Source organism: Pseudofrancisella aestuarii (assembly GCF_003574475.2).
GTDB classification, from domain to species: Bacteria; Pseudomonadota; Gammaproteobacteria; order Francisellales; family Francisellaceae; genus Francisella; species Francisella aestuarii.
In genome coordinates this window covers 362,537-386,580 of record NZ_QLIS02000001.1, presented here as the reverse complement: position 1 = coordinate 386,580, position 24,044 = coordinate 362,537, and the positions used below count along the sequence as shown (strand labels likewise).

The window sequence follows — 24,044 nt, the reverse complement described above, 5'->3', positions numbered from 1 at the left end:
ATTTTGACTTTTTAATACTTTATAATTTTAAAAAGATTAGTGAAATAAATAAAATAACGTGTCAAATATAAAAAAAATATTTTTTTTGCTCTTAGGGTTTATTGTTTTCAATATATCTAATGCCAAACCGATTTCTTTGGCTATATCAAATGATGGTAAATATGCTGTTAGTTCAAATGATGATAAAAATGTTTACTTGTATGATTTGGAGAGTAAAACTGCTAAAAAAGTAAATACTAGGAGAGCTAATCCTTATAGTGCTAACTTTATAGATAAAAGTGATGATTTTATTTATCAAGATATAGATGGTATTGTTTATATTGTTGATGCCAAAACTCAAAAGCTTATTAAAAAATTTAATACTGGTTTTAAGACACAGGGACCAAATAATATAAGTACGGATTTATCAATATACGTTGGCTCAAATGATCAGGGAAATATCGTTATTCAACAAGTAAAAGAAAAAGATCCAATAAAATATACTTATGGTGGTAAAGATCAAACCATTTATAGTCCTTATGTTCCGATATTTACACCTGCTCAGGATAAAGTAATAGTAACGACAAGTGGTGGTGAACTTTGGATATTTGATATAAATGAAATCTTAAAAGAAGATAGCGCAAAACATCAAGTTACAATAGTTGAAAATATTGGTCAAACAATGAAAGATGTCGATCCAACTGGTAAACACGTATATGCGGTTGATCAACAATACTCAGGAATAAAATATAATCTAGTAACAGGAGAAGTTTCAGATAAAGGATTTTATTATCCAAAAAGTGTTGAGAATGTTTCATATATGCTAGACGGTAGTAAGAAAACTTCTTTCTTTAAAGGACTAACAAACTTTAAATTTATTGATAATGATAAAATTATAGCTACTCTTAAAGGAGTTAATCAGCCTTACCTTTTAGCAACTATATTTTCTCCGAATAGATTTAATTGGGGACAGAAAAAATTAGTTTTCTATTCAGACAAATACTTACCTTTAGTTAAAGCACCTCTAGACACTATGTTTGGAAATTATCAAAATGATAATGAAGCTTATCCTATAACTGGAGGATATAATATTCTTTTTGATACATCGGTAGAAACTCATCGCTTAGTAATGGCGCAAGCAAATGGTGATGGTATTATGCTTTATAAATATGTTCCAGAAATTGAAGAGTTAAGTCTTGAATGGGTTGGCGATACTCCTCTATAAATAAGACATAGCTCTTTTTATATTAGGCTATTAAGATCATCTATATTAGCATCATCTATATTATGAAATACATCTATAATATTTTGAGGAATTTTAGTTGGTCTACTTTTCTCTATATTTATCATTATCCAAAGAGTCTCTCCTTTACAGAGAAGTTTTTTGTCGCTTTTTCTATATATAGAATATTTTCTTAAAGTCGAAATTTTTGTTAAATTCTCTACCCATGTCACTACTATAATTTCATCATCCAAAAAGCCTTGTGACATATATTCTATATGATGTGTTTTTGCAAACCATGTTAAGCCTAATGATTGTATTAGATCAAAAGTTCCATTATGTTTTACATGCTCCACAGCTGCATCTTGCATCCATTGTAAGTATATAATGTTATTTATATGTTTGTTTGGATCTATATGTTCAGATGTAGCAGTAGTTGAGTATAAAAAATATTTTGAATCTTTCATATAAAGTATTTATTTTTAAATAAAAATAATAGAGATAAGTTTATATGAATATAGATAATAATAAAGATCTAGTTATCTTCTTCTTTCGTTAGAAAAAATGTATTTGTAAATTTATGATTAGAACTATCAGAAACAAATAATTCAAATTCTCCTGGTTCATACACAAATTCTAAATCATTATTATAAAATTTTAGATCTTCTGGAGAAATTACAAATTTTACTGTTTTAGTTTCACCCTTTTTCAAAAATATTTTCTTAAATCCTTTTAGTTCTTTCACAGGTGGTGTTATCGAACGAACTTTTTGGTGTATATATAGTTGTATTACTTCAGCACCACTATAGTTTCCAGTATTAGTGACCTCAGTGGTTATAACTAGTTTATCATTAGGTCCAATACTGTTTTTACTAAGTTCTGGTTTACCAATTTTAAAAGTTGTATAACTCAAACCATAACCAAATGGATAAAGTGGATCATTGGGTACATCTAAATAATTAGAATGGAACTTTTCAAACTTGCCATCATCTTTGCTTAAAGGTCTACCAGTATTTTTATGATTGTAGTAGACAGGTATTTGACCAACATCTCTTGGCCATGACATTGTTAATTTACCAGATGGGTTTACATCACCAAATAATACATCTGCTATAGATAGTCCTGCCTCACTTCCAGGGAACCAAACATTTAAAGTAGCGGGAACAGTAGTATTCTCATCAACTAAAACTAAAGGTCTACCAGTAAATAAAACTAATACAACAGGTTTACCTGTCTGCAATAAAGCTTTTAATAAATCTTTTTGAGCTTTAGGGATTTCAATATGCACCCTACTAGTGCTTTCACCAGACATTTCAGCAGATTCTCCTAAAGCTGCAATAATAACATCAGATTTCTCAGCAATTTTTATCGCTTCATCAAGCAATTGTTTATTCGTTCTATTATCTCTAGGGATAGGCTTGTTAAACATAGTTACATTTTTTTCAAACTCTTCATCATAGGATAGATTACTTCCTTTTGAATAGAGAATCTTGGCTTTATCACCAATAACCTCTCGAACACCATCCAATAGTGAAATAGATTTATATTGATCTGTAGAAACACTCCATGTTCCAGCCATATTTACAGAGTTATTTCCTAAAGGCCCTATTATGGCAATAGTTCCTTTTTTTTCTAAAGGAAGAAGATTATTTTGATTTTTTAATAAAACTGCTGATTCAGAACCAACTTGCCTTGCAAAAGTACGATTATCTTTTGTAAAGATTTCTTTTTCTGCTCTATTCGTATCATTACTATACTTATATGGATCCTTAAACAAGCCTAATTCAAATTTTGCTTGTAATATTCTTTTGACAGCTAAGTTGATATCATCAATAGAAATTTTTTCCTCTTTTAAAGATTTTTTAAGGGTTTTTATAAAACCTTCTCCTACCATATCCATATCTACACCAGCTTTTAATGCTAAAGCAGAAACTTCTTGTAAATCAGTTCCAACACCATGATTTACCATTTCAGGAATAGCTGTATAGTCTGTCACAACGAAACCATTAAAGCCCCACTCCTTTCTTAATACATCTGTTAGCAGCCATTTATCCTCTGTCGCAGGAATACCATTTATATCATTAAATGCTGCCATTACTGAGCCAGCTCCTGCTTCTATAGCTGCTTTATAAGGAGGGAAATATTCGTTATACATACGAACTTTACTCATATCTACTGTATTATAATCTCTACCAGCCTCCACAGCGCCATATAAAGCAAAATGTTTAAAGCAAGCCATTACTGTATTGTTTAGACTAAGATCATTGCCTTGATATCCTCTAATCATAGCTTTAGCAATGAGACTACCTAAATAAGGATCTTCTCCACTTCCTTCTGCTACCCTACCCCATCTAGGATCTCTAGATATATCAACCATTGGAGAATATACCCAATTAATACCATCAGCACTTGCTTCTGTAGCTGCAATTCTTGCAGTTTTTTCAATCAAATCGATATTCCATGTTGAAGATAAACCAAGTGGAATAGGGAATGTCGTCTTATATCCATGTATTACATCTAAACCAATTAATAATGGTATATGGAGCCTACTTTGCTCAACTGCAATTTTTTGAGCTTTATTGATTTTTTCAGCTGAAGTGAGATTTAATATTCCTCCAACTTTTCCTTGCTCAATAAGTTTTGCAACATTAGAGTTTGCGCCTTCACCAGTAGTAATATCACCGGAATCTAGTAGATTTAACTGCCCTAATTTTTCATCAAGCGTCATAGAATCTAAAAGTTCATTAATCTGACTTTCATAACTTTTATCAAAAGTTGTCGTATTATTTGGAGAGAAAAAATTATCTTCTATATTTGAGCAGCTAACTATAGCTGCTCCCATAAATACTACGGTAATTATTTTCCTAAACTTCATTTCTATGAGCTCTATGTATCTATTTAATTAATTATGGCGATTCTAATAAGGTAAAGAAAGAAAATATTAGAGAATAGACTTGAGAATATCTTCTAAAGAGCTTAGAAAGTCTGCTTTTTGACTATCCTCTAATAAAAGATCTTCTGATGTTATTTGTGATTTTATAAAACTTTCAAGAAGTATATGTTGAGCTTCTATCAAAGATAGTCCTCGTGATTGTAGATAAAACAAAGCATTTTTATCCAACTCACCAATAGTAGCTCCATGGGTACATATCACATCATCAGAAAGAATCTCTAATTCTGGCTTTGTATTAATTTCTGCTTTTTTACTTAACTGTACATTTTTGTTATTTTGATAAGCTTGTATTCCTTTAATTTTTTCATGTACTACCGCTTTTGCATTAAACCAAGCTTTTGAAGAGCCATTTACAACTCCACGAAAATTAACGTTACTATAAGTATCAGAAGCTTTATGATTAACTAAACAACACACATCAGCACAAGCAACATCTGATAGTAAATAAAGTCCACGTAAATCAAATCTTGAGTGAGACTCATTTAGGTTAACAACAATATCTTTTCTCAAAAGATGATCTTTATTAAGTATACAGAAACCATTAAATTCAGCATTTTCACCAAAGTTAATTAGGTAATTAGATGTAATAATAAAATCTTTGTTATTAGCATTATCTGAATTATTTGTATATGTTACTTTAGCTGAGTCTGCTATATCTATATCTAAAAACAGATTTAAGGCTGAGCTTTTTGTTAAGTTCACATAGTCTATATCTAAATTTACGTGAGAAAACATTTCAACATCTAACTTTAAAGCAACATTAGTTAACTTATTTTTTGCATATTCAGTATTTATAAAAATTAGGCTAAGGTCTTCTTTTGTATCCTTAGGTATATTTATACAAAAAGACTTTGCATTATCTTTTGCTATTTTAGACATATCTCTATTATCTTCATTAAATTCTAATTTAGAGATATGGTTAAGTTTATTATTATAATCTATAGCTAAAACACCATCTAAAATAATAACCACATTTTCATTAGTATCAAATTTAAAGTTTTTAAGATAATCTTTAGTCGCTTCAGACTCTATCAAAAGTTCATCTATATTATTCTTTTGATAGATACTAGCAATATTTGTATATTTCCAACTCTCTTGTTTTGTAGTTGGTAACATATTTTTATCTATTAGCATTTTTTAACCTTTTAGCTATTTAACCAAGAATAACCCTTCTCTTCTAATTCTAGAGCTAAGCTTTTATCAGCTGTTTTTACAATTTTTCCATCGGCCAAGACATGTACAAAATCAGGCTGAATGTGATTTAAAAGTCTTTGGTAATGTGTGATAACTAGAAAGCTTCTATCTGGAGACCTCATACTATTAGCACCTTTAGAAACTATTTGTAAAGCATCAATATCAAGTCCAGAATCTGTTTCATCAAGAATAGCTAATTTAGGCTCAAGCATCATAAGCTGAAGCATTTCATTTCTTTTTTTCTCTCCACCAGAAAACCCTTCATTAACTCCTCTACTCATATACTTTTGGTCTATTTCTAAAGTTTTCATGTTTTCTTTTAATTTTTTCATAAAAGAAATAGCATCAATTTCACCTTCACCATTAGCTTTTTTTATACTATTAAGAGCAGTCTTTAAAAATTGAACATTACTAACCCCAGGTATTTCAATTGGATATTGTAAACTCAAAAATATACCTGCCGCAGCTCTTTCAGATATACCAAGATCTTTTATATCTTTGTTATTAAACTTAATAGAGCCTTTTGTTATCTCATATCCTTCTTTTCCAGCTAACACATTCCCTAAAGTACTTTTTCCAGCACCATTTGGTCCCATGATTGCATGGACTTCGCCTTTATTAACTTTTAAGTTAAGACCCTTTAGAATTTCTTTACCTGCTACATTTACATGTAAATCTTTTATTTCTAATAACATTTTTTGCCTTTTAATATTTGAATATATAATTTAACCAACTGCACCTTCTAAGCTTACTTCCATAAGCTTTTGTGCTTCAACTGCAAACTCAAGAGGCAGTTTTTTGAAAACCTCTTTACAAAAACCGTTTACAATCATCGCAATTGCATCCTCTGTTGACATACCTCTTTGTTGGCAATAAAAAAGTTGATCATCAGAGATTTTTGATGTTGTTGCCTCATGTTCTATTTGTGAGCTATTACTTTTGTTTTCAATATATGGATAAGTATGAGCACCACAATTATGTCCTATCAGTAATGAATCACACTGTGAGAAATTACGAGCATTATCTGCATTAGGAGATATTCTAACTAGTCCACGGTAAGCATTTTGTGCTTTACCAGCCGATATCCCTTTTGAAATTATAGTACTTTTAGTATTTTTTCCTAAATGGATCATTTTTGTTCCAGTATCTGCTTTTTGAGCATGTCTAGTAAGAGCTACTGAATAAAATTCCCCAATAGAATTATCTCCTCTTAAGACTACAGAAGGATATTTCCAAGTAATCGCTGAGCCAGTTTCAACCTGTGTCCAAGATATCTTTGAGTTATCTCCTTTACATACCCCTCTTTTAGTCACAAAATTATAAATACCACCTTTTCCATTTTTATCACCTGGATACCAGTTTTGTACCGTTGAGTATTTAATTTCTGCGCCTTTCATTGCAACCAATTCAACTACAGCTGCATGAAGCTGGTTTTCATCTCTCATTGGAGCTGTACAACCCTCTAGATAACTTACATAACTATCTTCATCTGCTACAATCAAAGTTCTCTCAAATTGCCCAGTATTCATAGCATTAATTCTAAAGTATGTAGAAAGCTCCATTGGACAGTGCACACCTTTAGGTATGTAAACAAATGAACCATCACTAAATACTGCTGCATTTAAAGCTGCAAAAAAGTTATCACCTTGAGGGACTACAGAGCCTAAATATTTCTGTACTAACTCAGGATACTTTTGTAAAGCTTCTGATATTGGACAGAATATAACTCCAGCTTCTGATAATTTTTCTTTAAATGTTGTAACAACAGAAACTGAATCAAACACAGCATCTACCGCTATATTCTTAACTCCTGCCAACATCTCCTGCTCATGCAATGGAATACCAAGCTTATTATATGTTTCGATTATCTCTGGATCTACTTCATCAAGGCTCTTCGGATGATCTTTTAAAGACTTAGGACTTGAATAATAGCTTATAGATTGAAAATCAATTTTTGGATAATTAAGATTTGCCCATTCAGGCTCAACCATTTCTTTCCATCTAGCATAAGCTTTAAGACGCCATTCAAGCATAAATTCAGGCTCATTCTTTCTAGCAGAAATAAGCCTAATAACATCTTCGTTAAGACCTGGTTCTATGGTTTCCTGCTCAATATTAGTAAAAAAACCATGTTCATAGTCTTGATCTATTATTTTATCTAAATTTTTACTCATAAATTATTATTAAAATTTGTTACTTTTTTCAATAGTTAAGATTTCATCAATTGATGTATTTGCGAACATATCTAAAATTTTATGGTTTACTATTTTCCAGTAACTATGCAAGCTACATTTTTTCATAAGACATGAATTTTTAAACGTATCGCAACATTCTGTAATATTAACATCTGTTTCAATAGATTTCACGATATCTAACATGCTAATTTGATCAGCATTTCTTGCTAAAGCATAACCACCTTCTATTCCACGTTTTGATATAATAATTCCACCTATATTAAGTAAATTTAGCAATTTCCTAACAGTCGGTAAATTAAGGCCCGTAACTTCTGAAATTTTTGAAGCACTATATGGGGCATCACTATTTTTTGCTATAGTTACCACAACAAGGAGTGCATAATCTAGTAATTTACTAATTTTTAACATGCTTCCAGCAAACTATACCGTTTTAGTATCTTTATACGGATATGATAGTATCTTAGCTAAGTAATGTAAATTAAAAAATTGATTAATAACTGATGTTACATTAGTATGTTCTTATTCAATATCTTTAATCTAAAGATTAATCAGTTAGTTTTATGAGAGTAGCTATTTTAGGAGCCGGTCAACTTGGTGTATATCTTACACAAAGACTTTCACATGAGCATGATGTATGTATAGTTGATTTAGATGAAGAAAAATTAGGATTTATAGCATCAGCATTTGATGTGCAAACAGTCTGTGGCGATGTTACAAAGCCTAATATAATGATGGAAGCTAATTTAAAAGATACCGATATGATTATTGCTGTCACATCTAATGATTCAACTAACGTTGCTATTTGTGATATGGCTCATAAGATGTATAAAACTCCTTATAAAATAGCAAGAATACGAGATACAGAATATACACGTTTTCCTAAATTATTAAATAATGTTGATTTAGTAATAAAATCCTTTTTTGAAACAACTAAACAGTTAGAGCAATTAATATTTTTATCTGGTGCTTATTTTATCTCTAGTTTTTTTGATAAACGAATTCAAGTTATAGGAGTTGAGGTTTCTGATAAATCTCCTTTAATAGGCTACGCTCTAAGAGATATATATCTTGGCATGGATGATGTTAGAGTTAATATTATTTCTATATATAGGAATGATGAAAAATTAGACTTAAAAGATAAGGAAACCTATATTGAGGCAAATGATAGAGTATTATATATCTCTGAAAAAGCTTATGCTTCACAAATATTAGCTATTTTCCAACCACAAAAAACTAATGTGAAGAAAATATTTATTGCTGGAGCAAACCATGCCAGTGTTACATTAGCAAAATCATTAGAAACAAAAGGCTATGTTGTTAAAATTATTGATCCAAGTGCAGAGAAATGTAAGTATGCTTTAAGTGAACTTAGCAAATCGACAATATTACAATATAATCCTGTAAATAATAATTTACTTCTTACAGAAGGAATCGATGAGGCAGATATGTTTTTTGCCTTAACAAACTCTGATGAGATAAATGTTATGTCATCTATCTTAGCAAAAAAACTTGGAGCAAAAAGATCTATAGCAACAGTTAATAACGCAGAATACCATTCTATAACTAGAGACTTAAAGCTTATAGATTTATCTATTTCTCCTCATAATTTTTCATATACAACTATAAAAGCCTTTATGACACAAGCTGATATATTAAGAATGTATGAGATAAATGATTTAGAAAACTATATTTTAGAAGTTAAAGTTCATGGAGAAGAAAATCTTTCACCAATCATAGGGAAAAAAATCTCTGAAATAAGATTTGGAGATGACTTAGAAGTCTTAGCTATTATGAGAGATAATATTCCTGTGTTTAGTCCTGAGAATGTTATATTACAAAATGAAGATAGAGTCTTGGTGGAGGCTAGAAGCTCACAAGCCTTTAATTCATTAGAAAGATTATTTCAGGTTATGCCATTATATATCGCTTAAGAATATTATTTAATTGATAAGGTTTTAGACATAAAGTATTATTGATTTATGTAAGGTTTTATTTTTAGTAGGCACAGATGTCTTCAAAACTAAATTCAAATAAAGAAACTATCGGCCTTATCCTCTTAGTTCTCCTCATGACAGGAGCTATTGATAATATCAGAAACTTACCTCTTACAGCGACTTCGGGAACATATATATTCTTCTTTTTTGGAATTGCTATACTTTTATTTCTACTACCCGTAGCTTTAGTATCTGCTGAAATGACCGCTACATATACTGGTAAAGGAGAGGAAGGAGTATATGGTTGGGTAAAAAAAGCTTTTGGTCCTAACGTAGCAATGGTTGCAATATGGTTTCAATGGATAAATACATTAATATGGTTTCCAAGTATATTAACTTTTATTGCTGGAACTGTAGCTTTATTAATCAATCCTTCATTAGCTCAAAATATGAAATATACTGCTGTTTTCATAACAATCACATTTTGGGTACTGACAATAATCAACTTAAAAGGTTTAAAAGTATCTGCAATATTTGCTAGTGCCTGCACCTTTTTTGGAATGATTTTACCAATGGTTTTGATAGTGTTGTTTGCTCTTGCATGGTTGATACTTGGAAAACCTATATATATACATTTTGAACATGGGACATTAATTCCAAGTCTTACATCTTCAGAATCTTGGATGGGTCTAACTGGAATTATTGCATCATTTCTAGGACTTGAGTTAGCAACCGTACATATAAGAAAAGTCAGAAACGCTAGAAGAACTTTTCCCTTAGCTCTTTTAATAGCATCTGTATTTATGGTTCTTACTATGATTTTAGGAGCGCTAGCTGTATCTATGATTTTTCCTTTAGATCAAATAGATGTGGTAAATGGAGCGGTAAAATCATTTAGTATCTTTTTAGATACTTTTGGCTTAAGCAATTTCTTCTATATTTTAGTCGTTATGATTTTCATAGGCTCTTTAGGGTCTATGATTAACTGGATAATTTCTCCAGCAAGAGGTCTTCTACAAGCAGCAGATGATCACTTTTTGCCAGAATGGTTAGATAAAAAAAACAAACATGATGTACCAAGTAATATTTTAATATTACAAGCAATAATTATGACTGTCGTATGTTCTGCCATAACTCTTGTCCCATCAGTACAAGCATATTATTTTTTACTTACTGTTATTAGTACACAGATATATTCTATGATGTATATGCTTATGTTTTTTGCGGCAATGAAATTGAAGCTACAATCAGATAACGAAATTATTGATGCAAACTTTAAAATACCTGGTGGTAAAATAGGTATGTCTACTATATGTATTTTAGGTATATTAGGTACAACAATATGTGTGATAGTAGGCTTTGTTCCACCAGATAATATGTATGCTTCCGCAACAGAGTTTGTTCCTAAATTATTAGCTTGTTTAACTATAACAATATTGCCAGTCTTATTTTTTCATTACTATAGAATTAAAGCTGTTAAAAAAAATAATAATCTGTGTTAAAGTCTCTTCATTCTCTATTAATAAAGGAAACTTATAATGTTGGAATCTTTATTAATATTTATAGCTTTACTTATTGGTTACTTTTTTATTCCTTTAAAAAATAAATATATTGTTTTAGTAAATAAGCTTATAGACATACAAGTTATTCTTATAATAACCATTATGGGTTATAACTTTAGTATTTTCGCAAAAAATAATGATGTTATTATTGAAGTCATAAACTTAAGTTTGATTTATACAATTATTATATTTTTAACAAATATAATTGCCTTATTTATTCTATGTAATTTAATAAATAGAAATCTTAAGCAAAAATATATAGAAAGTAATGTAAATAATAAATCTATATCAACTAATAGATTTTTATTAATAATTAAGTCTTCAAAATATATTTTATATTTATTATCAGGATATATTTTAGGTGAAATACTTAATATAAAAATAACTGACTATTTAGATAATTTAGTATTCATTATATTAATCTCTTTGATGTTTACTATAGGAGCTCAACTAAAACTAGAAGAAATTCCTCTTTCTAGAATTATAAAAAATAAAGATGCTTTTATCATATCGATAGTAGTAGTCTTAACGTCAATTTTACCTGCATTGTTTATTTCTATATTCTTACCTATTCCTATCAAAGAAAGCATAATGATAAGCTCAGGACTTGGTTGGTATTCACTATCAGGAGTACTTAACTCAAATTTTCTTGGGGAATATTATGGGATAGCAACTTTTCTAATAGATTTTCTTAGAGAAGTTATTGCAATTGCTTTAATCCCTATAGTTAAAAAATATTTTTCTGTTGAGATGGTTGGATACTCAGCAAATACTGCTATGGACTTTTCTTTACCTGTAATAAAAGATACTTATGGTATGCAAATAGTTCCTTTGGCGATATCTGTTGGTTTGATAATGGCACTAATAACTCCAACACTTTTAGTATTAGAAAATATGCTTCTTTAAAAGAGAAAAAATAAGATAATAAACTATTTGCTACGGAATTTGATACGGCCTTTTGTTAGATCATAAGGAGTTATTTCTACAACTACTTTGTCACCTGTTAATATACGGATATAATTTTTTCTCATCTTGCCAGAGATATGAGCTGTTACAACATGTCCATTTTCTAACTCTACTCTAAACATTGTATTTGGAAGAGCTTCTAAAACAACTCCTTCCATTTCTATGCAATCTTCTTTTGCCATATTTTTATATGATACTCCTGAAACATTAAACAAATATAATTTAAACAAGCATATTCTAAACTATTTATACTAAAACTTAAACCTTTAAAGAAATTTGCTTTTAATTTATACTAAAGAATTAGGTGATTTAAAGATGAGTAAAGCCTTTGACAAATATTTTTGTATTTGATTTTTTAATATTTATAGTCTCAATTATAGGAGGCCTCTTAGGGTCTATGGTCGGACTTGGTGGAGCTGCTATAATTACACCTTTTCTAGTAGTATTTATGGGTGTTAATGTGCATCATGCAATGGGTGCGGCTTTACTATCTATAATATGTACATCAACAGCAAGCTCAATTGTTTCAATGAAAAGTCATGGTTTAACTAAAGAAAAATTAGGTATTTTTTTAGCTTTGGCAACTTCAGTAGGAGCAATATTTGGAGCAAAAGTTTCTATCATGATAAATGTAGAAAGTCTTTCTTTAATATATGCACTTATATTAATAACAATGGCCATATTAAGCCTATCTAGAAATAAATCAGATTTAGGAGATTACTCAAAACCAACATCAAAATTAGCTTATAAACTTCAACTTGTTGACAGTGTTACCATCCTAAATAAAAAATATGACTACAAAGTCTATAATATAGGCCCTGGTTTTATAAGCATGGTGGGGGCAGGTTTTTTATCGGGTCTTTTAGGAATAGGTGCTGGGGCCTTTAAAGTTATTGGTATGGATAAAATCATGAAGATACCATTTAAAGTCAGCGCTTCCACAAGTAGTTTTATTATGGGATTAACAGCCTTTGCTGGTGCTAGTGCATATTACTTTGCAGGCTATATAGATCCTATTATAGCTATGCCAATAGCTTTAGGAACTTTGATAGGAGCTACTATAGGATCTAAATCAATGAGTTTAGTTCCTGTTAGAATTTTAAGGTTTATATTCTTTTTAGTTGTAATTTCTGCAGCTATACAGATGTTATATAAGAGTTTTTAATGAGTATGGATAAAAATAAAGTTGTAATATTTATATTAAAGTTAAATCTTTGGTTAGCTTTAATCATTTGTTTTATTGGTTTTATAGGACTTTCAATAGAAATTATCCATAACGGAAACTATAACTATATTTTTGCTGAAAATTTATTCTCTACTCATATAATAGAATTAGGAATTTTATTATTATTAGTAATGCCTATTACTAGAGTTGTTTTAGAATTCATTTTTTTTATTAAAAATAAGAATTATGAATATATTATTATTTGTTTATTATTATTTGCTATTGTTGTAGCAAGTATCGTATGTTAGATAGAATATTCTATCTAAAAATGTTAATATCTTTTTCATTAATTATTGTTTAATGATCTAATAAAAAGGTTCATATAGACTATGTTTACAAGCTTATCAGAACGATTACAAGACTCTTTTAAAAAAATAAAAGGCCAAACTTCATTAACAGAAGAAAATATTAGCTCAGCTTTAAGAGATATTAGAATGTCTCTTTTAGAGGCGGATGTTGCTTTACCTGTAGTAAAGAAATTCATAGAAAGTCTTAAGGAAAAAGCCATTGGTGAGGAAGTTAGAAAAAGCTTAACTCCTGACCAAACATTTATTTCTTTTGTAAAAAAAGAAATTGAAAGAGCTTTAGGTGAAGAATCATCCCCATTAAATTTAAAAACGCAACCTCCAGCAGTTATTCTTATGGCTGGTTTGCAAGGTGCTGGTAAAACCACATCAACAGCAAAATTAGCTAAATATTTAAGAGACAAAGAAAAGAAAAAGGTGATGGTTGTCAGTGCAGATATTTATCGCCCTGCCGCTATTGACCAATTAAGAACTTTAGCTAAAGATTTAGATATAGATTTTTTTGATTCTAATGTGACTCAAAAACCTGAATATATTGTTACAGAAGCTATAAAGTCAGCAAAGAGTAAATTAATAGATATACTTATTGTTGATACTGCTGGTCGATTACATATTGATGAAAATATGATGGATGAGATTAAGCAACTTCATAAAATTGCCAATCCAATAGAAACACTTTTCACTGTAGATAGTATGACTGGTCAAGATGCTGCTGTGACAGCAAAAGCATTTAATGATGCTCTAGAACTTACTGGTGTTATTTTGACGAAGACTGATGGTGATGCTAGGGGTGGTGCAGCATTATCTATTAGAGAAATAACGGGTAAACCTATAAAATTTTTAGGAACTGGTGAAAAAACTGAAGCTTTAGAACCTTTCCACCCAGAAAGAGTCGCTTCTAGAATTCTTGGAATGGGTGATGTATTAAGCCTTATAGAAAGTATAGAAGAGAAGACTGAAAAAGAAGCTGCTCAAAAATTAACTAAAAAATTAAAAAGTGGCAAAAATTTTGACCTTGAAGATTTTAAAAATCAAATATCTCAAATGAAAAATATGGGTGGTGTTGGCTCTATAATGGCTAAACTACCAAATATGCCTAACTTACCAGGTAATATTGGCGATGAGATGTTTAAAAAAATTGAAGCTATGATAGACTCTATGACACCATATGAGAGGAAAAATCCAGATCTTATTAAGAATAGCAGAAAACAAAGAATCGTAGCAGGTTCAGGAACTACTGTTCAAGATTTGAATAAACTTCTTAAACAGCACTCTCAAATGAAAAAAATGATGAAGAGTGTTATAGGTAAAAAAGGCGGAATGGCAAATATGATGAAACGCATGTCTGCTATGCAAGGTATGGGTAATATGCCTGGTTTGTTTGGTAGAAAATAAGTAATAACTATAGGAATATCAGAATCAATGATAGGTGATAAAAATTTTGATAAAGTTTCGAATATAAATATAAAAAAGGAAAAAGTATTGATTCCTGCAGAAGTTCTAATTCAAGAAATACCTCTATTAAAAACTTCTTTTGAAACAGTTAGAAAATCTCGTAAAGAAATAGCTGAAGTTATTCATGGCAAAGATGATCGAATCGTAGTTGTAGTTGGACCTTGTTCCATTCATGATACAGAAGCAGCTATTGAGTATGCAACTAAATTAAAAAAAGAAGTGAAAAAATTCCATAAAGAAATTGTGATTGTTATGAGAGTATATTTTGAAAAACCTCGTACAACAATTGGCTGGAAAGGATTTGTAAATGATCCAGATCTTAATAATTCATATAATATAAATAAAGGATTACGTCTTGCTCGCGCCCTTCTTTCTGAAATTACTAGTATGGGACTACCTTGTGCTACAGAATTTTTAGATGTAATTACTCCTCAATATTTTGCTGAATTAATTTCTTGGGGTGCTATTGGTGCTAGAACGGTAGAAAGTCAAGTTCATAGAGAACTTGCTTCAGGCTTATCTGCTCCTATAGGTTTTAAAAATGCTACTAATGGAGATATTCAAGTAGCTGTAGATGCAGTTAAGTCTGCTACCTACCCTCATCACTTCTTAAGTACCACAAAGTCTGGCTCAACTGCTATATTTGAAACAAAAGGTAACCAGAATGGACATATAATCCTTCGTGGAGGTGCTACAGGACCTAACTTTAGTAAAGAATATGTTGATGAATGTGTTGCTAAACTAAAGAAAGCTGATATAGATACTAAAATCATGATTGACTGTAGTCATGGAAATAGTAGAAAAGATCATAAAAAACAGAAAGATGTTTTAACTGATATTTGTAAGCAAATTGAGAATGGTAAAGATGTTTTTGGTATTATGATAGAAAGTAACTTAGTTGCTGGTAACCAAGACATTAATAAGAAACCTTTAGAATACGGAAAAAGTGTGACAGATGCGTGTGTAAATTTTGATGAAACATTAGAAATGTTACAAATGCTTTCTAATGCTGTTAAAGCTAGAAGATCTAAGTAGTTAATAAGTTTTTATTTCAATTCTTTTAATTTGGTTGAACTTAATAATTTCTAATCTATTCAAATATACCTTCTTTCCAATGTTTCCGACAAACAGATATATATCTTATATTTACTTCTTTTAAGGAATCATCATCAACAACTATAGCATTTCCTGATTTTATAACTTCTTTTCCTTTTATCATCATATTAAAACTAGCTTTTCTGCCACAATGACAAATAGTTTTCACTTCTTCTAATGTATCAGCTATGGCTAATAACAAAGAAGCTGTTTCAAATGGCTGTCCTATATAGTTAGTTCTTAAGCCATAACAGATTACTGGAATATTAAGATAGTCTACAATATCTGAGAGCTCCCAAACCTGCTTAGGTGTAAAGAAATGAATTTCATCAATTAGAATACAATCTATATTTCTAGCTTGATTATATTCTTTCACAAAATTAAATATATTATCTTGGTCAGTTAATGAATATGCATCTTGATCAATGCCTATTCTAGACTTTACTTTATTTTTTCCTGCTCTTTTATCTATAGCAGAGGTTAAGATTAAAGGATGCCTCCCTCTATCTTCATAATTGTAAGCTACTTTTAATAAGTCTAGTGTTTTACCAGCATCCATAGATGAATATCTGAAATATAACTTTGCCATTTTATTTTCTTCTTATAATGATTGTTTTGAAACTTCTTTTTTTATTCCACCATGATCCGCTAATGTATAATCAGAAGCTGATTCATGCATATTTCTTTCATCAGCTATTGTATAGTCATTCATAGTTATCGTTCTAGAATCACTGGGATTATGATACCATTGTATTCCTGTGGCATTTGTTAAATCTAGTGCGTAAATATTAGGAATAATAATCAAAAAAAGAATGATAATATTTATTATTTTCTTTAATAACATCTTGAGTCCTCTATATAATACTAAGGGGAGTTAAAAAAATTAAGTATTTTTAGTTCCTTATCCTCATCTTCCATATTCACAAAAAAAATATTATCTTTCCAGTTTCTAAGCCACGTCAACTGTCTTTTCGCTAATTGCCTAGTAGCAGCTATGCCTTTATTAATAAACTCTTCATATGTTACTTTGTTGTCTAAATAATCCCATGCTTGTCTATAACCAACACTCCTAATAGCTGTATTCTCATTAGTTAATAGAGGATTTGTTTTTAAACTTCTCACTTCATCTAGAAAATTAGAGCTTAACATATTGCTAAATCTTTCTTCAATATTCCTATGAAGTATTGCCCTATCTTTAGGTATTATAGCACATAACCTTAGCTCTTCTTCTAAAGCTCCTTCTCTACTATTTTTTATAAGTTCTGAATATTTCGATCCTGAAAGATTAATGACTTCTAATGCTCTAAATATTCTTTGCTGATCATTGGGATTTATTTTTCTTGCTGCCTCAGAATCTTTTATCTCTAATTCTTTATATAAATAGCTAAGCCCATATTTATTTTTATATTCTTCTAATGATTTTCTTATGGTTACGTCACTTTCTGGCAAGATTGATAAACCTTCAATAAGACCCTTAAAATATAACATAGTCCCACCAACTAATAGAACATTTTTATCTCTACTATGAATATCATTTTTAAGTAAATTTACATTTGATATGAAATCTGCAACAGAAAAGTTTTGCCAAGGTTCAATAATATCTATTAGATGATGCTTTACTCCTTCTCTCTCGTCCAAAGATGGTTTTGCAGTGCCAATGTCCATTCTTTTATAAACTAAAGAAGAATCAACGCTTATAATTTCAGCATTTATTTTTTTTGCGATAGATATTGATAAAGAAGTTTTTCCAGAAGCTGTAGGACCAGCTATTCCATAGATTAAATTACTCATTTAAGTATTTATAATTTATTTTTATAGGAATGTCATTTCTTAAAATATCAAGGTAATAATTTTGTTCAGCTTCGTTATAGCTATTGATTACATTAACAGGAGCTGTTTTCTTTGAACTATTTACTGCTACTTTAGTTACTTTGTAGACAAAGTAAGACTCATCATCAGAATTAAATAAATGATAATTAGAATTATCATTATCTATAATATACCGTTTAAATTTTGATGAAATATTATTTTTTGTTTCAGTTGTTGTTATTTTAAAATCGTATTTTGAATCGTTGGACTTTTCTAGATTATCAATTATAGAAATAGCTTTTTCTTTAGCTAGCTTTTGAGATGATTCTTTTTTATACATCTTCTCGATACTTTCTTTAACTTCTTTAAAGTCTTGCTGCTTTGAAGGGATGACATTTTTTATATAGTAAACAATACTTTGAGAATCTGATACTGGTAAAGCTCCATACTTACTTGGACCATTTACAAAAAATTCCGAGCCTGGAACTCCTTCTAAAGTAGGTTTACTATCATCTATAATAGTAGTTGATTTAGGTCTTCCAAGTTGAGAACTTAAATCATTAAACTTTTTAGCATCAATACCTTCTATAATAGAATTATATTTATTTAGAGCCTCTCTATTTTGAAGGATCTTTTTGATACTATTTTTTGTATCATTATTATATGAGCTAAATAAGGTAGGATTACTATTATAATATGTTTTAATTTCTTTTTCTGAAGGCTCAGCTTGAATAAAATTATCTTTTGAAATTAAATAATAATCAACATCTGCTTTTTGTGGAATTATATAGTTAGCTTTATTATCTTCAAAGTAATTTTGCAACTCTGAATATGATACTTTAATATCTTTTGCCAAATCCTTTGAATCAATTTTAATATACTTAATTGTCTTAACTTGAGAATATATCTTTGCTAATTCATTTGTTTCATAATCTGTAATAAATGAAGTTTCATTTATATTTTTAGGAATAATAGTTGCTTGTATATTTTGAATAATCATTTGTTCTAAATTAGATATTCCACCAAAATATTTTGCTATAGTTTGAAGTTTCTCATTAGAAAATTGGCCATTATCACCTTTAAATATAGGATTTGTAAAAATATAAGATTGCAATGTTATTCTTGATATTTGAATATCTTGATTTTGAGTAGCTGATAAAATTAGGTATTGGTTAATAATTGAATTAAGAATTATTTCTTTTTGTTCTTTTGGAGTATCTGGCTGTATATATTTCTCATATTCAGTTAATGTAATTTTATTATCACCAACTTCAGCTATTGTAGAGTTTTTATTACCAAAGCCACTAAAAAGAAAACTCATTCCTGTCAATACAAAGATTATACTAATAGAAATAACAACAATCCAAGTAAAAGGACCTTTAAACTTATCATTAAAAGACTGTAACATCACTTAATCCTAATATAAAAAAGGCATGCTAGAAACATGCCTTTAAGTATTATTAATAAAATAAAATTATTTATATTATTATCTGTATCGTATCAAATTTATTTATTTACGCTATCTTTAAGACCTTTACCAGCTTTGAAGCTAGGAACTTTAGACGCAGGAATTTTAATAGTTTCACCAGTTTTAGGATTTCTACCTTCTCTTGCACTTCTTTCTTTAACCTGAAAAGTACCAAAGCCAACTAAAGTAACGTTATCTTCTTTTTTTAACGCTTTTGAAATAGAAGCGATTGTCGCATCTAAAACTTTACCAGCAACTTCTTTAGTCACATCAGCTTCTTTAGCTATTGCACTTACTAATTCAGTTTTATTCATTTTAAACTCCTTTTATATAATTTAAATTTTGACACGAGTGTCCTTTACATTTATAGCACTAAAAAAATATAGTTTCAACAAGTTAGCAGCTAAAAAACTCTATTTAATACATCTTTTATATGTTTCACAGGTATTATCTCTAAATTTTCAGTGATTTGCTTATCGATCTCAGAAAGATCTTTAACATTCTGTTTTGGTATTAATACTTCTTTTATTCCGCCTCTTAATGCAGCTAAAAGCTTTTCTTTTAATCCACCGATAGCAAAAACTTCTCCCCTTAACGTTACCTCTCCTGTCATAGCAATATCATTTCTTACAGGTTTATTTGTAAAAGCAGATAATATTGCTGTAGTCATAGCAATACCTGCACTAGGACCATCTTTAGGAGTTGCTCCTTCAGGAACATGGATATGTAAGTCTTTTTTCTCATAGAAATCTTCAGGGAGATCATAATCTTGAGCTAATGAACGAACAACACTCATAGCAGCCTCTATAGACTCCTTCATGACATCACCTAACATACCTGTATATTTTAATTTTCCTTTACCAGGAACTGCTAAGGCTTCTATTGTTAAAAGATCTCCTCCAACTTGTGTCCAAGCTAATCCTGTAACTTGTCCAACTCGAGGTTTTTCATTTTTAACTCCATAATCATAAGGTTTAACACCTAGATATTCTTCAATATTTTTATTACTAATAGAAATTTTTTTGGCGTCTTTTTCTTTTAAAATATCTTTAACTACTTTCCTACAAAGAGTATTGATCTTTTGCTGAAGATTCCTAACACCAGCCTCTCTTGTGTAATATCTAATAATATCTAAAATTGCTGTCGAGGTTATATTAAACTCTTTTTTATTTAGCCCATTATTTTCTAAAGCTCTTGGAACTAAGTATTGTTTTGCAATGGCACTTTTCTCAAGCTCTGTATATCCAGAAAGGTTTATTATCTCCATCCTATCTTTTAACGCAGGGTCTATATTTAATGAGTTTGCTGTAGCAACAAACATTACTTTTGATAAATCATAATCAATTTCTAAATAGTGATCGCTGAAAGAGTTATTTTGTTCAGGATCTAACACCTCTAATAATGCCGCAGATGGATCTCCTCTAAAATCAGAAGAAATTTTATCTATTTCATCTAGTAGAAATAAAGGATTCTCTGTTTTTGCTTTTATAATTTTTTGTATAATTTGACCAGGCATAGAACCAATATAAGTTCTTCTATGCCCTCTTATTTCTGATTCATCTCTAACACCACCAAGAGCCATTCTTACATACTCTCTACCTGTAGCTCTAGCTATAGATTGTCCTATAGAAGTTTTACCAACCCCTGGAGGACCTACTAAGCAAAGAATTGGAGACTTAGTATTGCTATCTCTTTTAATTTGTACTGCTAAATGCTCAAGAATTCTTTCTTTAACTTTCTTAATACCGTAATGATCTTGATCTAATATTTTCTCTGCTAGCTCAATATCTTTCTTAACTTTTGTTCTTTTATTCCAAGGTAAAGATAAGATAGTTTCAATATAGTTTCTTGAAACAGCAGACTCTGAAGATGAAGGTGGCATTGCTTTAAGCTTCTTAAGCTCTTTCAAGCATTTTTCTTTTGCCTCTTCAGACATTTTTGTTTTCTCTATTCTTTTTTTAAGGGCAGAAGTTTCAGATTCTTCATCAACTTCGCCTAGCTCTTTATATATAGCTTTTACTTGTTCATTTAAATAGTATTCACGCTGATTCTTATCAACCTGCAATTTAACTCGATCTTTAATTTTAGCTTCTAGTTCAAGTATTTCAATTTCTTCTTCTAAACAAGTTAATAGTATTAAAGCTTTATTTTTTATATCACTAGCTTCTAAAATTTTCTGCTTTTTAACTATGTCTGAATTTAGTATTGAAGCTATTTCATAAACAAATTTATCAGGATTTTCTGTAGATATTAAAGTAGCTAAAGTTTCTTTAGAAACTTTATTTCCTAAGTCTACAAATACTTTTAGTGATTCTGATATAGACAATAAAATTGCTTTTAATTCCTTATCTAATCCACTAACAGGAAAATTTTCACTTATATCTATAGTATCTAAATTTGCATAAATACAATCATTATCATCTACATATTTTGCAACTAGTTTTTTTGTAGTTCCTTCAACTATAATTTTTAAACTACCATCTGGTAATTTCATTATTTGTATAATTTTAGCCAAAGTTGCAATATCATAAAGATTGTCAATTGAATCTCCAGATCGAGAACCCTCTTTTTGGGTTGCTAATAAAATATAATTTTCATATTTATTAGTAGATTCTTTAACTGCTTGAATTGATTTTTTTCTTCCAACATTTAAAGGAATAGTCATCGTTGGATAGATGACTACATCTCTCAGAGGGATGACAGGTACGACGTTTAATGTGTCTGACATAGGTTATTATAATACTCCTATATAAATTAGATTACATCTTTAAATTTTTTTGTTTCGCCATCAGTAGTAACTAATTCTGGCTCGCTTATTTCTTTTATAGTATTTTCAGTAATTATGACTTTTTTAATATTTTTTGTAGAAGGAGTATGGAACATAATTTCTAGTAAAACATTTTCCAATATTGTTCTAAGACCTCTAGCTCCAGTTTTCCTTACTAATGCTTTTTTAGCTATTTCAACTAATGCTTCATGGGAAAACTCTATATCAATATTGTCTAATTTAAAAAGTTTAGTATATTGCTTTATCAAAGCGTTTTTAGGTTCAGTTAAAATTCTTATCAGATCTTCTTCTTTAAGTTCATTCAAAACGCTAATGATTGGTAATCTGCCTATAAGCTCAGGAATAAGTCCAAACTTAGTTAAATCCTCACTCTCAATCTTTTGAAGAAGTCTATCTGTATCAAGATTAGTTTTTTGTTGAACAATATCTGCATTAAAACCTATGCTGACTTTATCCATTCTATGCTTAATAACTTTTTCTATACCCGCAAAAGCACCGCCACAAATAAACAATATATTAGATGTATCAACCTGAACCATATCTTGATTAGGATGCTTTCTACCACCTTTAGGTGGAACTGATGAAACAGTACCTTCTATAAGCTTTAAAAGAGCTTGTTGAACCCCTTCTCCCGATACATCTCTAGTTATTGAAGAACTTTCAGATTTTCTAGCTATTTTATCTATTTCATCAATATATATAATACCCTTCTGTGCTTTTTCTACATCAAAATCAGCATTTTGTAAAAGTTTAACAATTACATTTTCTACATCTTCTCCAACATACCCTGCTTCTGTAAGAGTAGTTGCATCTGCAATAGCAAATGGAACATTTAACAATTTAGCTAAAGTTTGAGCAAATAAGGTTTTACCAGATCCAGTAGGTCCCATTAAAAGAACATTACTTTTTTTAAGCTCCGTATCATCTTCATCAGTAGGTTTATTTGTTATTCTCTTATAATGATTATAAACAGCCACTGCCAAAATCTTTTTAGCATTCTCTTGACCAATAATATAATCATCAAGATATTTTTTTATTTCTACAGGTTTTGGTAGATTTTCAAAAGAAATATCACTTGCTAAATCACTTGAATTAAGTGATCCGCTATTAATTTTAGTTGAACATTTTTCAACACATTCATTACAAATATTTCCATCTTTACCAGCAATGATATTTTTTACTTCATGCTGACTCTTTCCACAAAAGGAACAATATAAAATTTTTGACATAATATCTTCAAAAAACCTTATTTAAAACTTATATTAAACGATTATAGAGTCTCTAGATTCTATAACATGGTCAATTAGGCCATAAGCTTGAGCTTCTTCAGCCATCATAAACTTATCTCTATCAGTATCTTTAACTATAGTTTCATAATCTTGACCAGTATGTTTAGCTAATACTTTATTTAGCCTTTCTTTAATTCTAATAATATTATTAGCATGAATTTCTATATCAGATGCTTGTCCTTTGAAACCACCTAAGGGTTGATGAATCATTATTTGTGAACTTGGAAGACTATATCTTTTACCTTTAGCTCCAGCTGTTAACAACAAAGATCCCATACTAGCAGCAAGACCTATACATATAGTAGATACATCAGGCTTTATAAATTGCATAGTATCATATACGCCCATACCAGCAGTTACTGCACCGCCGGGTGAATTTATATAGAAATATATGTCCTTATCAGGATCTTCAGATTCTAAAAATAAAAGTTGAGCTATAACTAAATTTGCAGATTGATCATTAACTTCGCCATTTAGAAAAACTATTCTCTCTTTTAATAGTCTAGAATAAATGTCATAGGATCTTTCGCCTGCTGCACTTTTTTCTATAACCATAGGTACTAAATTATTATTAATCATTATAAGCCTCAATTTAAAAGTGATTC

General features: G+C 29.7%; 23 protein-coding genes. 8 read left to right on the top strand and 15 right to left on the bottom strand.

The window, feature by feature from the left end; all coding sequences use genetic code 11:
- Positions 1-58: 58 nt before the first annotated feature.
- Positions 59-1,204, top strand: coding sequence for a WD40 repeat domain-containing protein (locus tag DNK87_RS01970; RefSeq protein WP_119330453.1), 1,146 nt, complete (start codon positions 59-61; stop codon positions 1,202-1,204).
- Between the two features lie 17 nt (positions 1,205-1,221).
- Here the strand turns inward: DNK87_RS01970 and DNK87_RS01965 are convergent, their stop codons facing one another.
- The 6 genes from DNK87_RS01965 to DNK87_RS01940 form a co-directional block, all read right to left on the bottom strand.
- Positions 1,222-1,668, bottom strand: coding sequence for an acyl-CoA thioesterase (locus tag DNK87_RS01965; protein WP_119330454.1), 447 nt, complete (start codon positions 1,666-1,668; stop codon positions 1,222-1,224).
- A gap of 68 nt (positions 1,669-1,736) precedes the next feature.
- The gene (gene bglX, locus DNK87_RS01960; RefSeq protein ID WP_244614587.1) at positions 1,737-4,076 is read right to left on the bottom strand and encodes a beta-glucosidase BglX; all 2,340 of its coding nucleotides are present in this window, start codon (positions 4,074-4,076) and stop codon (positions 1,737-1,739) included.
- Between the two features lie 66 nt (positions 4,077-4,142).
- Complete coding sequence (locus DNK87_RS01955) at positions 4,143-5,288, bottom strand: SufD family Fe-S cluster assembly protein (protein WP_119330456.1); 1,146 nt, start codon at positions 5,286-5,288, stop codon at positions 4,143-4,145.
- An 11-nt stretch (positions 5,289-5,299) separates the two neighbouring features.
- Positions 5,300-6,043: a Fe-S cluster assembly ATPase SufC gene (gene sufC / locus DNK87_RS01950; protein ID WP_119330457.1), complete on the bottom strand. Its 744-nt coding sequence runs from the start codon at positions 6,041-6,043 to the stop codon at positions 5,300-5,302.
- 30 nt (positions 6,044-6,073) lie between these two features.
- A complete protein-coding gene (gene sufB / locus DNK87_RS01945) occupies positions 6,074-7,522 on the bottom strand; it encodes a Fe-S cluster assembly protein SufB (RefSeq protein WP_119330458.1) in 1,449 nt (482 codons plus the stop codon).
- Positions 7,523-7,531: 9 nt separating this feature from the next.
- Complete coding sequence (locus DNK87_RS01940) at positions 7,532-7,951, bottom strand: SUF system Fe-S cluster assembly regulator (RefSeq protein ID WP_119330459.1); 420 nt, start codon at positions 7,949-7,951, stop codon at positions 7,532-7,534.
- 152 nt (positions 7,952-8,103) lie between these two features.
- Between DNK87_RS01940 and trkA the strand changes: the two genes are divergently transcribed.
- The 3 genes from trkA (at position 8,104) to DNK87_RS01925 (ending at position 11,945) form a co-directional block, all read left to right on the top strand.
- Positions 8,104-9,474, top strand: a complete 1,371-nt coding sequence (gene trkA / locus DNK87_RS01935) for a Trk system potassium transporter TrkA (protein ID WP_119330460.1) — start codon at positions 8,104-8,106, stop codon at positions 9,472-9,474.
- Positions 9,475-9,551: 77 nt separating this feature from the next.
- Positions 9,552-10,979 (top strand): APC family permease, encoded by a 1,428-nt coding sequence (locus tag DNK87_RS01930; RefSeq protein ID WP_119330461.1) that lies wholly within the window; start codon positions 9,552-9,554, stop codon positions 10,977-10,979.
- Between the two features lie 36 nt (positions 10,980-11,015).
- Entirely contained in the window at positions 11,016-11,945 is a 930-nt protein-coding gene (locus DNK87_RS01925; RefSeq protein WP_119330462.1) for a LysO family transporter, read from the top strand.
- A 23-nt stretch (positions 11,946-11,968) separates the two neighbouring features.
- On the opposite strand, the gene infA is transcribed toward DNK87_RS01925, so the two are convergent.
- Positions 11,969-12,187, bottom strand: coding sequence for a translation initiation factor IF-1 (gene infA, locus DNK87_RS01920; RefSeq protein WP_004287780.1), 219 nt, complete (start codon positions 12,185-12,187; stop codon positions 11,969-11,971).
- Between the two features lie 146 nt (positions 12,188-12,333).
- On the opposite strand from infA, the gene DNK87_RS01915 reads away from it, so the two are divergent.
- From DNK87_RS01915 to DNK87_RS01900, 4 genes are all read left to right on the top strand, one after another.
- Complete coding sequence (locus DNK87_RS01915) at positions 12,334-13,170, top strand: sulfite exporter TauE/SafE family protein (RefSeq protein WP_119330463.1); 837 nt, start codon at positions 12,334-12,336, stop codon at positions 13,168-13,170.
- A 5-nt stretch (positions 13,171-13,175) separates the two neighbouring features.
- Positions 13,176-13,478 (top strand): DUF1634 domain-containing protein, encoded by a 303-nt coding sequence (locus DNK87_RS01910; protein ID WP_159240187.1) that lies wholly within the window; start codon positions 13,176-13,178, stop codon positions 13,476-13,478.
- Between the two features lie 81 nt (positions 13,479-13,559).
- Entirely contained in the window at positions 13,560-14,930 is a 1,371-nt protein-coding gene (ffh, locus tag DNK87_RS01905) for a signal recognition particle protein (RefSeq protein WP_119330465.1), read from the top strand.
- A gap of 27 nt (positions 14,931-14,957) precedes the next feature.
- Entirely contained in the window at positions 14,958-16,025 is a 1,068-nt protein-coding gene (locus DNK87_RS01900) for a 3-deoxy-7-phosphoheptulonate synthase (protein ID WP_119330466.1), read from the top strand.
- Between the two features lie 55 nt (positions 16,026-16,080).
- On the opposite strand, the gene DNK87_RS01895 is transcribed toward DNK87_RS01900, so the two are convergent.
- The 8 genes from DNK87_RS01895 to clpP all read right to left on the bottom strand — a co-directional run bounded on the left by DNK87_RS01895 (position 16,081) and on the right by clpP (position 24,018).
- A complete protein-coding gene (locus DNK87_RS01895; RefSeq protein ID WP_119330467.1) occupies positions 16,081-16,674 on the bottom strand; it encodes a thymidine kinase in 594 nt (197 codons plus the stop codon).
- Positions 16,675-16,686: 12 nt separating this feature from the next.
- Positions 16,687-16,929 carry a hypothetical protein gene (locus DNK87_RS01890; protein WP_119330468.1) on the bottom strand — a complete coding sequence of 81 codons (243 nt, stop codon included), beginning with the start codon at positions 16,927-16,929 and terminating at the stop codon, positions 16,687-16,689.
- Positions 16,930-16,949: 20 nt separating this feature from the next.
- The gene (miaA, locus tag DNK87_RS01885) at positions 16,950-17,876 is read right to left on the bottom strand and encodes a tRNA (adenosine(37)-N6)-dimethylallyltransferase MiaA (protein ID WP_119330469.1); all 927 of its coding nucleotides are present in this window, start codon (positions 17,874-17,876) and stop codon (positions 16,950-16,952) included.
- Complete coding sequence (locus DNK87_RS01880; protein ID WP_119330470.1) at positions 17,869-19,302, bottom strand: peptidylprolyl isomerase; 1,434 nt, start codon at positions 19,300-19,302, stop codon at positions 17,869-17,871. The genes miaA and DNK87_RS01880 overlap by 8 nt, the downstream gene beginning before the upstream one ends.
- A 98-nt stretch (positions 19,303-19,400) precedes the next feature.
- The gene (locus tag DNK87_RS01875) at positions 19,401-19,676 is read right to left on the bottom strand and encodes an HU family DNA-binding protein (RefSeq protein WP_071664167.1); all 276 of its coding nucleotides are present in this window, start codon (positions 19,674-19,676) and stop codon (positions 19,401-19,403) included.
- Between the two features lie 89 nt (positions 19,677-19,765).
- Positions 19,766-22,090, bottom strand: coding sequence for an endopeptidase La (gene lon / locus DNK87_RS01870; RefSeq protein WP_119330471.1), 2,325 nt, complete (start codon positions 22,088-22,090; stop codon positions 19,766-19,768).
- Positions 22,091-22,116: 26 nt separating this feature from the next.
- Entirely contained in the window at positions 22,117-23,379 is a 1,263-nt protein-coding gene (gene clpX / locus DNK87_RS01865) for an ATP-dependent Clp protease ATP-binding subunit ClpX (protein WP_119330472.1), read from the bottom strand.
- 33 nt (positions 23,380-23,412) lie between these two features.
- A complete protein-coding gene (gene clpP / locus DNK87_RS01860; protein ID WP_119330473.1) occupies positions 23,413-24,018 on the bottom strand; it encodes an ATP-dependent Clp endopeptidase proteolytic subunit ClpP in 606 nt (201 codons plus the stop codon).
- Between the last annotated feature and the right edge of the window lie 26 nt (positions 24,019-24,044).

What these genes read in the sequence shown, in the direction of transcription:
- clpP (WP_119330473.1), bottom strand. Translation starts at nt 24,018, where the DNA reads ATGATTAATAATAATTTAGTACCTATGGTTATAGAAAAAAGTGCAGCA.
- DNK87_RS01955 (WP_119330456.1), bottom strand. Translation starts at nt 5,288, where the DNA reads ATGCTAATAGATAAAAATATGTTACCAACTACAAAACAAGAGAGTTGG.
- sufB (WP_119330458.1), bottom strand. Translation starts at nt 7,522, where the DNA reads ATGAGTAAAAATTTAGATAAAATAATAGATCAAGACTATGAACATGGT.
- clpX (WP_119330472.1), bottom strand. Translation starts at nt 23,379, where the DNA reads ATGTCAAAAATTTTATATTGTTCCTTTTGTGGAAAGAGTCAGCATGAA.
- ffh (WP_119330465.1), top strand. Translation starts at nt 13,560, where the DNA reads ATGTTTACAAGCTTATCAGAACGATTACAAGACTCTTTTAAAAAAATA.
- miaA (WP_119330469.1), bottom strand. Translation starts at nt 17,876, where the DNA reads ATGAGTAATTTAATCTATGGAATAGCTGGTCCTACAGCTTCTGGAAAA.
- DNK87_RS01965 (WP_119330454.1), bottom strand. Translation starts at nt 1,668, where the DNA reads ATGAAAGATTCAAAATATTTTTTATACTCAACTACTGCTACATCTGAA.
- trkA (WP_119330460.1), top strand. Translation starts at nt 8,104, where the DNA reads ATGAGAGTAGCTATTTTAGGAGCCGGTCAACTTGGTGTATATCTTACA.
- DNK87_RS01875 (WP_071664167.1), bottom strand. Translation starts at nt 19,676, where the DNA reads ATGAATAAAACTGAATTAGTAAGTGCAATAGCTAAAGAAGCTGATGTG.
- sufC (WP_119330457.1), bottom strand. Translation starts at nt 6,043, where the DNA reads ATGTTATTAGAAATAAAAGATTTACATGTAAATGTAGCAGGTAAAGAA.
- DNK87_RS01910 (WP_159240187.1), top strand. Translation starts at nt 13,176, where the DNA reads ATGGATAAAAATAAAGTTGTAATATTTATATTAAAGTTAAATCTTTGG.
- DNK87_RS01880 (WP_119330470.1), bottom strand. Translation starts at nt 19,302, where the DNA reads ATGTTACAGTCTTTTAATGATAAGTTTAAAGGTCCTTTTACTTGGATT.
- DNK87_RS01925 (WP_119330462.1), top strand. Translation starts at nt 11,016, where the DNA reads ATGTTGGAATCTTTATTAATATTTATAGCTTTACTTATTGGTTACTTT.
- DNK87_RS01900 (WP_119330466.1), top strand. Translation starts at nt 14,958, where the DNA reads ATGATAGGTGATAAAAATTTTGATAAAGTTTCGAATATAAATATAAAA.
- DNK87_RS01895 (WP_119330467.1), bottom strand. Translation starts at nt 16,674, where the DNA reads ATGGCAAAGTTATATTTCAGATATTCATCTATGGATGCTGGTAAAACA.
- DNK87_RS01890 (WP_119330468.1), bottom strand. Translation starts at nt 16,929, where the DNA reads ATGTTATTAAAGAAAATAATAAATATTATCATTCTTTTTTTGATTATT.
- DNK87_RS01930 (WP_119330461.1), top strand. Translation starts at nt 9,552, where the DNA reads ATGTCTTCAAAACTAAATTCAAATAAAGAAACTATCGGCCTTATCCTC.
- lon (WP_119330471.1), bottom strand. Translation starts at nt 22,090, where the DNA reads ATGTCAGACACATTAAACGTCGTACCTGTCATCCCTCTGAGAGATGTA.
- bglX (WP_244614587.1), bottom strand. Translation starts at nt 4,076, where the DNA reads ATGAAGTTTAGGAAAATAATTACCGTAGTATTTATGGGAGCAGCTATA.
- infA (WP_004287780.1), bottom strand. Translation starts at nt 12,187, where the DNA reads ATGGCAAAAGAAGATTGCATAGAAATGGAAGGAGTTGTTTTAGAAGCT.
- DNK87_RS01940 (WP_119330459.1), bottom strand. Translation starts at nt 7,951, where the DNA reads ATGTTAAAAATTAGTAAATTACTAGATTATGCACTCCTTGTTGTGGTA.